Below are 4,319 nucleotides of genomic sequence, written 5' to 3' on the forward strand. Positions count from 1 at the left end.
TGCCAAAAGCTATGTCCGCAAGCAGATACAGGACAAAAACCCCGGCCAGCTTGCCCTACCATTCAATCCCAGCTTGGAGCAACTGCGCGAGATGGCCAAGAGCACCCAGCTATAGGGGCAGTAGGGAGGAATAGACAAGAGGGAAAGGAAGCTAGATTCAACAGTAAATCAGCCAATAAGCCATGATTCCATCTTATAGCAGTCGCTTATTTGAACAAGCGTTCGACACGTTCAAGGCTTTCGATGACTTGACAATAGTTACCAGCAGCTCTGAGCAAGAGGCTTTTCCAACCAGTATTTGGCAGATTTTGCAACACTTACTGGTTTGGCAAGAGCACCAATTAGCTCGACTACAGGGAGAGGTTCTAGCGAAGTCATTTGACGAAAAACAAAGCTGGAATTCTGAACGCGTACCACCAAGCCAAGAGGCTTTGCAAGAGGCCGTCACGCAGTTTAAACAAGGCCTTGCCCGGTTGCAAACCTATGCAGACCAGATAAGAGAACCACAGCAGGTTCTTACGCAGGGGCTGTTGTTGCAAGACTTTGCGTTGCATTTGTCCTTTCATCTGGGGGAAGTCGTTCTCATTCGCCGACTTCAGGGAAGTTATCCGTTACCGGCTCATATGCGGGAATTCTTGCAAACATAAAGATTGAGAAAATCTGCCTCGAATTAGCCTAAATTTGGGAGCTGTTTGAAGCGTAACCGGCTCTGCTGAGGAGCAACCGGCCAGGAATAGAACAGCCCCCAGACGCGCCAACCAGCGTTGCAGGTTCTGCCCTCTGCTGGCCTAGCTCTAATACCACTCAGCGTTGAAGGTTCGCCCTCTGCTGAGTGGTTTTTAGGTTTTCAGGCATTTTCCCCGCCGCGCTGTTTGGGGCAGTAGGGAAGGCGAAAATGGACAGCGCGGCGGGGAACATGCCGAAGAAAACCTATCCCCGGAACGGGGAAGCCTTACCGCCTCGAGCGGGGAGGCTTGTTGCGTGAGGTGGCCCACAGACGGATTTCTTTGAGGAAGGGGGTTGCTGCTGCGAGTAGGGCTGCTATTTCAATAAGGTGTGCCATAGAAGGTGATTTTTTAGCTTATATATCCTGACGGACGATTCGATTTTTGCCGCTTTTCACCCCTTAGGGTTTTGGGCGCTGAAAACGGCATGGGCTTAAGCGGCACCTCTAAATAGGGCAGCCCTGTAAAGCTCCGATTTGAGGTTGTTTCAAAAAAGGACACGAAAACGGGGTTTTTAAAAAGCTGTTTCCAGCCAGTAGAGGCACTTTTCTAAAATCCAGGTACAATAAGCGGTCGAACAGCCAGCAGGACGCGGCCGTTAATTCAGGAAAAAAGGAGCGGAGCAGCGCGCACACTATCATCTCGCAAATGACCAGGTGAGCATAGGGGGGCCGCAAGCCAGACAGGCAGGAAATGAGCAGCACCGATTTTGTGGTTATCCCACCCGGCTACGCAAAGCTCTTTCGTTGAATTACCCCGTTTGTCTTATGAGTACACGCCGGCAAAAAACCCTTGCCCCTTTTTCTCCCTTTTGTACTTTTACCTCATGATAGCGCAGTGCCAAAAATGCGGGAAGGACTATGAGCCGAAGCGTCGAGGGGGGAAATTTTGCTCGACCTCGTGCCGGGTGGTGCAGCACCAGCTCATCAAACGGGGCGAGGCATGGGGGAAGCCAGCGACCGGGGACGAGCGGTATTTGGCGGATAAGTTGGTAGCGGTCGGGCGGTCAGCTAGGGAAGCACTGGCGCAGGTCGAGGGGATGCCGGCAGCGGAAGCGTTCAGTCGTTTGCAAGCATTGGTGCAGGGATGGGCCGGGGTGGCTAATAACTCCATCATTGAAAAGGTGCAGTACAATGAGGAACGTGAAATGAATGCCCAAGCCACCCGAATGCAGCGTATCAAACCAAGTAAATAAGGGTATTAGCGTAAGTGATAAGCGTAAGTTTTGCCCAAAATGTACCCTGAAAAAGTTCCGTTAGCGTAAGTAATAAGCGTAAATAACCGGCCAAAAACTGCGCGAGAAAAACAACGGTATAACCCACTATACCGGACTGCGTCCGGTGTGGGGCTTGCAGCCGGCCCTACGCAGTATCTAGTCCCTTTCCCCACCGCCCCATGCCCTACGCCATTTGCCGAGTTGCCAAGATTAAGACCGCCCAGGCGGGCGCGGCCAAGACCGCCCATAACTACCGGCTGCGCGAAACGCCCAACGCCGACACCGAGCGCAAGCCGATGAACCACGAGTACGTCAACACGGCCGAGCGCAATTATTGGGAGCTGGCCACCGAGCGCATTCAGGAGGCCGGGGCCAAAGTCCGGCATGATTCGGTGCGCGGGGTGGAAGTGCTGCTGACCGCCAGCCCGGAGGCGTTCAAGCGCCAGGACGATGGCACCCCGCACGACTGGCACGGCAGCAAGTGGGCCGAGGCCAATATTGCATTTCTAAAAGACAAGTTCGGGGAGCAAAACGTAGTGAGTTGCACCCTGCACCAAGACGAGCTAACGCCCCACTTTCACGCCGTGGTCGTGCCCATCACCGCCGACGGCCGCTTGTCGGCCAAAGACGTGTTCAACCCCAAAACCCTGCGCGCGCTGCAAACCGAGTACGCCGAGGCCATGAAGCCGTTTGGGATGGAACGGGGGGTAGAGCATAGCCGCGCCAAGCACGAGGTCATGCGCCACGTCTACGGTGCCCAGGAACGAAGCCGGGGCGAGCTGGCCGACCTGACCAGGCCGGAGCCGGCCACGCGCCTGAGCATCGAGGGGCCGAGCGGGTTGGACCTGGTGAATTTGACCAAGTGGCGAGCCGACCAAGAGGCCCGGCTGAACGCGGAGCTGACCCGGCAGCTCGTCGCGGCCAACGAGCGGGCCAGCAAGGCGGCCAGCATCGCGCAGGATAGCGCCGGGGCCAAAGACCGGGAAAAGACACTTGTTCGGCAGTTGGCGAGCGTGGAGGGCACGAAAACGAAGGAAATCGGCCGCCGGGAATCGTTCGAGGGAGGATTGAAGCGAGCGGCCGTGCTCGCGGTCCAAGGCGAGACGTTGCCGGCGAACGTGCTGGAGTACGGCCAGAAAATTCGCTCCAGTATGCAGGCCGAGGCAGAAAAACACGTCCAGCAAGCCCTAAAGGCCCCTATTCGGCAAGCCGGCGACCTGACCGAGCAGCTAAAAAAACTCCCAGGGTACACTTACCAGGAAAACCCAACCACCAAACAGGGCCAGCTACGCCACGCGGCCACCGGCAGCCGGTTCGAGCTGGCCGAGTTGAAGCCGGGCGGGGTGTCGATGAAGGAGGCATACGACCAGGCCGTGCAACGCACCGCGCAGCGCGACCAAGTGCAGAGCAAAGGCCAAAGCCGAGGAGGGGGAGGCGTGAGCATGAACTGACCACCAAACGCAAGGCCAAGCCACCCCCCCGCAATTGCATTGCAGGGGGTGTCTTGTAAGAGTTAAGAGTCAAGTGCTATAACTTACTGATAATCAAGGGGGGTCTGTTTTAAGATTTAAAACACCTGTTTTAAACCTTAAAACATGCTGTTTGTACTTTTCCGCGATGGTGACCAGTCATTTTTAAAAATTCACTACCCTTTCTGCAACGTGGTGTTTTAAAGCTTAAAGTGAATGGTTTTAAAAACGGCTCGTTTTTTTAAACGCATTGATTAAGTTTGTCTAGCAAAAAATCAAAAAGCTATGACGACTTGGTACAGAAAATTGACGGACTATCCTGAAAATGAGAACAATCCATTTTCAGAGAAGGCCGTTTTAGAGATTAGCACCACAAAAAAGCGTCAGGCCATCAAGCCCCCGAAGACCAGCAATGGAGAGAATAAGTATTGGGTAATCGATAATAACGGCGAGAAAGTAGCTGAAAGTCTGTTTGTTAGAGAGGTAGAAGTTGACGAAGAGCAGTTTGCAAAAGTCTTCCTGAGCGGTCTGCTCAACTTTTGGGAGCTTAGCCCACGTGGCATCCGGGTGTTTACCTATGTTCTCCGCCAGCTCCGCGCAGGTCGAGATGAGTTCTACTTCTCGGCGTCGGAGTGCATGAAATTCACTCTCTACAAGAGCAGGGGGCTTGTTACGAGCGGCTTAGCTGAGCTGATAGGAGCTGGTCTGATAGCCCGCAGCACGGACCCGCTAATCTACTTTGTGAACCCCCTGGTGATATTCAATGGCAGCCGTGTAACGTTTGCCAAAAGCTATGTCCGCAAGCAGATACAGGACAAAAACCCCGGCCAGCTTGCCCTACCATTCAATCCCAGCTTGGAGCAACTGCGCGAGATGGCCAAGAGCACCCAGCTATAGGGGCAGTAGGGA

At 54.3% G+C, this 4,319-nt stretch carries 4 protein-coding genes; all 4 read left to right on the top strand.

Annotated features, from left to right (window positions below):
- The first annotated feature begins 182 nt into the window (after window positions 1–182).
- Window positions 183–647 carry a DinB family protein gene (locus tag QMK33_RS23140; protein WP_283566998.1) on the top strand — a complete coding sequence of 155 codons (465 nt, stop codon included), beginning with the start codon at window positions 183–185 and terminating at the stop codon, window positions 645–647.
- An 889-nt stretch (window positions 648–1,536) separates the two neighbouring features.
- A complete protein-coding gene (locus QMK33_RS23145; RefSeq protein ID WP_283566999.1) occupies window positions 1,537–1,920 on the top strand; it encodes a hypothetical protein in 384 nt (127 codons plus the stop codon).
- Window positions 1,921–2,120: 200 nt separating this feature from the next.
- The gene (gene mobV / locus QMK33_RS23150) at window positions 2,121–3,392 is read left to right on the top strand and encodes a MobV family relaxase (protein WP_283567000.1); all 1,272 of its coding nucleotides are present in this window, start codon (window positions 2,121–2,123) and stop codon (window positions 3,390–3,392) included.
- A gap of 303 nt (window positions 3,393–3,695) precedes the next feature.
- Window positions 3,696–4,307 carry a RepA protein gene (locus tag QMK33_RS23155; RefSeq protein ID WP_283567001.1) on the top strand — a complete coding sequence of 204 codons (612 nt, stop codon included), beginning with the start codon at window positions 3,696–3,698 and terminating at the stop codon, window positions 4,305–4,307.
- Window positions 4,308–4,319 lie beyond the last annotated feature (12 nt).

The organism is Hymenobacter sp. H14-R3, assembly GCF_030063445.1.
Lineage (GTDB): Bacteria > Bacteroidota > Bacteroidia > Cytophagales > Hymenobacteraceae > Hymenobacter.